At 36.1% G+C, this 4,734-nt stretch carries 4 protein-coding genes; all 4 read left to right on the forward strand.

Annotated features, from left to right (window positions below; translation table 11 throughout):
- Positions 1–78 precede the first annotated feature (78 nt).
- Positions 79–708, forward strand: a complete 630-nt coding sequence (locus ACFVQC_RS30050; protein ID WP_377900168.1) for a helix-turn-helix domain-containing protein — start codon at positions 79–81, stop codon at positions 706–708.
- Positions 709–2,024: 1,316 nt separating this feature from the next.
- Positions 2,025–2,237 carry a hypothetical protein gene (locus ACFVQC_RS30055; protein ID WP_377900170.1) on the forward strand — a complete coding sequence of 71 codons (213 nt, stop codon included), beginning with the start codon at positions 2,025–2,027 and terminating at the stop codon, positions 2,235–2,237.
- 275 nt (positions 2,238–2,512) lie between these two features.
- A complete protein-coding gene (locus tag ACFVQC_RS30060; RefSeq protein WP_377900173.1) occupies positions 2,513–2,752 on the forward strand; it encodes a DNA-binding protein in 240 nt (79 codons plus the stop codon).
- Positions 2,753–3,231: 479 nt separating this feature from the next.
- The gene (mobV, locus tag ACFVQC_RS30065) at positions 3,232–4,500 is read left to right on the forward strand and encodes a MobV family relaxase (protein WP_377900174.1); all 1,269 of its coding nucleotides are present in this window, start codon (positions 3,232–3,234) and stop codon (positions 4,498–4,500) included.
- Positions 4,501–4,734: the final 234 nt, after the last annotated feature.

Below are 4,734 nucleotides of genomic sequence, written 5' to 3' on the forward strand. Positions count from 1 at the left end.
AGCATAATTTGATTGATAATCAAATAGCAAAAAATAGGTGTTTTTGTTGATTCCCCTAAACTAGAGGAGGAATTAGTTATGACAAAAACAATTATTGATTTTGGACAAGCTGAACAAAAAGCAAAAGAACGAGATTTAGAGATTGAAAAACAACGATTCATAGAAGAACATAATGGTGTGGATCAAGGTAAAGTAGATGAAGCACTTAATGTTTTAAGTAAGGCAACTGGTGGTAAAGAAATCTACATAGGAACGAAGAAATCTCCACAATCGAAAGTGAGGTTTGCTCAATTCTTGCAAAAAAACTGGGAGTTTTTAAGAAGTGAGAACTATTTCACGAGTGAAGAAAAGATTTTTTTAGTTGATGTTCAATCAAATATTAGTATGCATTCAAATGCCATTGTAGATGATATAACAAAAAAACCTGCAAACACTTTAACAATTCAAGCGCTAGCAAATTATTTAAATACATCTAGAACAAAGGTTAGTAGGATAGTAAATACTTTAATTAAAAAAGGTATTATTGCTAAAGCTGTTACAGGTGATATTAAAAACTTTAATCAAGCAAAGGACTACGTATTATTTATTAACCCGAATATTATTTGTGTGGGTGATAAAGACGATATAGGAGAACATTTAGTTTTGATGTTTAAAAAACAAATGGAATCTAATCCAATACTTAAAAAATTACCTCAAAAATTATTCTAAATGAAGAGCCTTTTATGGCTCTTTTTTTCGTTTTAGGTGTATCAAATCTGATACGGTACTGTATCAAATCCGATACGGTACTAAATCGCTGAAACCATTGATATATTAATGTTTTTTAAACTTTTAGGGGGTCTTACACTCTCACTCTATATATATAAGGGCTAAAAGTTCCGAAAGGAACAGGTAGTATTTTTGAGCAAAGAACGCTCAAAAATCTCCACCTTGTCCGCTTTGCTCCCTCCTTGCAAAACTTTTTTCGGCGGGTTTTGGTATGTCGCCAAGCCGAACAGACCGAAAACGAGGATTTGAGTTGCTCGACTTGGACTAGCAATTATACCCGCCGAACCGCCAATGCTATCGTTCTAAGAAATAAGCTTATTCTATATTCAGTTACGTTAAGTTCGTGGGGTTTAGTCCCCACACGACTAGCCAGCCACCATCCCAAAAACAAGGGGAAAACCTAAAGTGTCACCAAAAGGTGACACCCTCAAAAGACATGTTCGATTTATCCCCTCAACTTGTTGGGGGGATAAATCAGGACATGTCGTATAAATCCGCAGGATTTATACGAACCGGCGCTAAGAAAGGGAGGGTGAATATTCACCCTCCCTTTCTTAGCGCTCTTTAGTTCTTACTTCTTCTTACTGTTGTCCTGAATCTTCTTTGCCGTCTCCTTCGAGACCGTAATCCGCATGTTGCTACCGACGTCGTTCGGCTCGCTCTTTCCGTCCTTCTTACCCACTGTGTTTTCCTTTCAGTCTGTGTCTTCGGGGGCTTTCCCTCGCTGACAAGAACAACTCTACACGATGGGTGTAGCTGTCACCAGTCGAAACGGTGTGATGTATTTCATACTCAAGGTGCAGCGGGATGGCTCGGGCTGATTGGTCGAAGCCGACATGTTCGATTTATCCCTCAACGAAGTTGGGGGATAAATCAGGACATGTCGGAAAAATCGGGATATGGGACATATCCCGATTTTTCCTTAGCTTCGGGCGATCAGCCCGAGCCGATAAAAAAAGACTCCTAAATTAGGAGTCTTTTTTTATAAGGTTTTTCATGTGTCACCTTTTTGTGACACATGAAAATTTCGTAGTTATCAAATTAGGCAACTACGAAATTTCCTATTTTTAGGTGAGAGGTTTTCCTCTCACTTTTTAGGGTGTGACGTTTTCGTCACACCCTAAAAATACTTATAAACTTAGTCATATCAAGGGTTTTCACCACACGAAAAATTTTCAAAAAATTATAGTTTATTTTAAAAAACCTCTATACTTTTGTATGCAGATTTGATATAATGTATTTAAGGAGGTGATAACATGGATTGGGTGAATGTGTTAGCAGTAGCAATATCGCTAGTACCTATCACAGCAGGAATAAAAAACATCTTAGACATAATAGAAAAAATCGCAGGAATGATTGAAAAGAGAAAAGCAAAGAAAGAAAAGAAAGAGCAGAAAGAACAGAAACAAAATAAACGCCCTGTGGTTCGACGCAACCTTCCAAGAAGCAAACGAATCACAAGACGTTAGACCAAAAATAAGGGGGAGGGCAACCTCCCTCTTATTCAAATTATAACACAATACCCAATCCATTCAGCACATGAAAAAACTGGTGAAAATTTTGAATAGTCCTGTTACATCTGTTTTGTTTTTAATAATAGTTTTTGTATTCGTTATTGATTGGAACAACCTAACAAAATCAGATTATGTTTTAATGAGCACAACTACATTTTATGTAGTGGCAACACTATTCAGTTTGATTACAGAAATGATAAAAAACAGATTATAAAAGTGGGTGAAAAATAATGTATGAATTAGAAACAAAAGAAGATGTAAAACAATTTGTAAACGAATATATTTTGACGGCGGCGGAAGTAATGGAATTACTAAATATAGCTCGTGCTAGATTAAATCAACTTGTGAAAACTGAAAGACTGATTCCTTTAAAACAAGTAAACAATGTTAATTTGTTTTGGAAACCAGATGTAGAAAAATTAGGTGAAGAACTAACTGTGTTAAGAAAAAAATATCGACCATTTGAATAGAAACGATTTTGTTTTGCCCTTCTTGTTTTAGGGTGGAGTGGCGAAGGCTGGGGTGAATTGGCGAGAGCCAAGAGGGGCTAGCCCCTTATAGCGTAAATAAATTTTGATAGAGATCCACTTTGTTGGATCGGATGAATTGGCGATTTTGGCGGTACAATGGCATGGGCAAGTCGGCCAACCTAAAACCTTGTTTTAGGTATGGTCGATTTGGCACCATGCCAATACCGCCAAAATTTTTTTTATCAAGGAGAAAAGGGTGGAGATTTTTTGAGTGGTTTTCTCAAAAAATACTACCCGTACCTTGATGAAAAAAAAGCCTTTTGGCTTGAGGGGTTTTGCCATGCAGCAGCATGGCTCGGCGAAGCCGAAAAGCCTCGCAGAGCACGGGCAAAGAATTTTGCCATAACGTGCTAGGGCAAAATATTTTCCCTCCACTATATCCATGGTAAACTGGTGGTACGAAACGGGGGTGCTTTGGCATGGCTCATGTAGAAAAATATGCAAAAGGAAATGTACAAGGATTATCAAATCATTGGGACAGAAAAACAGAAAATCATTCGAATCCAGATATTGATAATGAACGCTCAAATTTGAATTATGATTTATGCGAAAAAGAAGGAGATACACTTTCCCGCATGAAAAATCGGCTAGATGAAGTGCATTGTTTGAATCGAAAAGATGTAAAAGTTTGTGCGGATTGGGTTGTAACATTACCTGAAAATTTGAAGAGTATTTCTGAAAAAGAACAACGTGAATTTTTCGAGAAAACATATGAATTTTTAAGTAACCGCTATGGCGGAGAAAAAAATGTTTTGTCCGCCAATGTTCACAACGACGAAACAACACCACATATGCATTTTGCTTTTATGCCTGTTGTTTGGGACGAGAAAAAACAACGGGAAAAGGTTTGTGCAAATGATGTATTAACTCGTAAAGAGTTAAAAACATTTCATCAAGATTTAGATAAATTTTTAAAGCGAGAAATTCCTCATATCTACAAAGAAGGCATTTTAAACGATAAAACAATTGGCATTGATACAGTTAAAGGTTTGAAAAAGCATTCTGAAGAAATCAAAAGACAAAAAGATGAAATGATTACAGAAATGACCGCAGAAGTGAAAGTTTATAAAGAACCCAAAAAGGTTTTGGAAAACATCGAAGCTTCAACAAAAAAAGCTATGTTCGGTGATAAGGTTTCTTTGCCTTCCAATGAGTATGACAAACTAAAAAATTTAGCAATCTCGAGTGTAAAAACAAAATACCAATTGGATAAAGTAAAAGATGTATCAGATGCGAAAATTGAGGATTTAGAAAATCGTGTTCAGCTTGCTGATCTAAGAGCGGATAATGCTGTAATGCAATTTGGTTTACTTGAAAAAGAAGTAGACAAGCTGAGGGAACAACAAAAGAACGCTATTATCTATCAAAGTATGTTGCAAGATACAAACAGAGATTTAGAGATTAGTGATACTGAAAGAGAAGGTCGTTGGATTCTATTTAAACTTGAGAAGGGTCATGAGCCTAGAAATCAAGAAGAAGGTGAACACTGGCTTTCTATTTTGGAGAAGAACAAAAGGGATAAGACGATACCTGAGAGCCGTTTAGAGGGCTTTATAGGGTTTTTAAAAGGGATTCTAGATAAAATGCTAGGGAAAGAGAAGAAATTCTCTCAAGAAGGCTTAAAAAGCCTTTCAGAGCAATCAAAAGCACCGAAGAAAAAACCTAAGAGTCGAGGACATGGGAGATAATTCGTAGTTATCTAATTTGATAACAATTTTAAGATTCGATGTGTGATAAAATAAAAAACGAGCCATGCTCCAACATGACTCGTTTCAAAGGGTATTTCTACAAAAATACCTAAAGCTATTATTCATCTGATTATAGATTAGCATAATTTGATTGATAATCAAATAGCAAAAAATAGGTGTTTTTGTTGATTCCCCTAAACTAGAGGAGGAATTAGTTATGACAAAAACAATTAT

Source organism: Bacillus sp. NPDC057893 (genome assembly GCF_042796455.1).
Taxonomy (GTDB): domain Bacteria; phylum Bacillota; class Bacilli; order Bacillales; family Bacillaceae_G; genus Bacillus_A.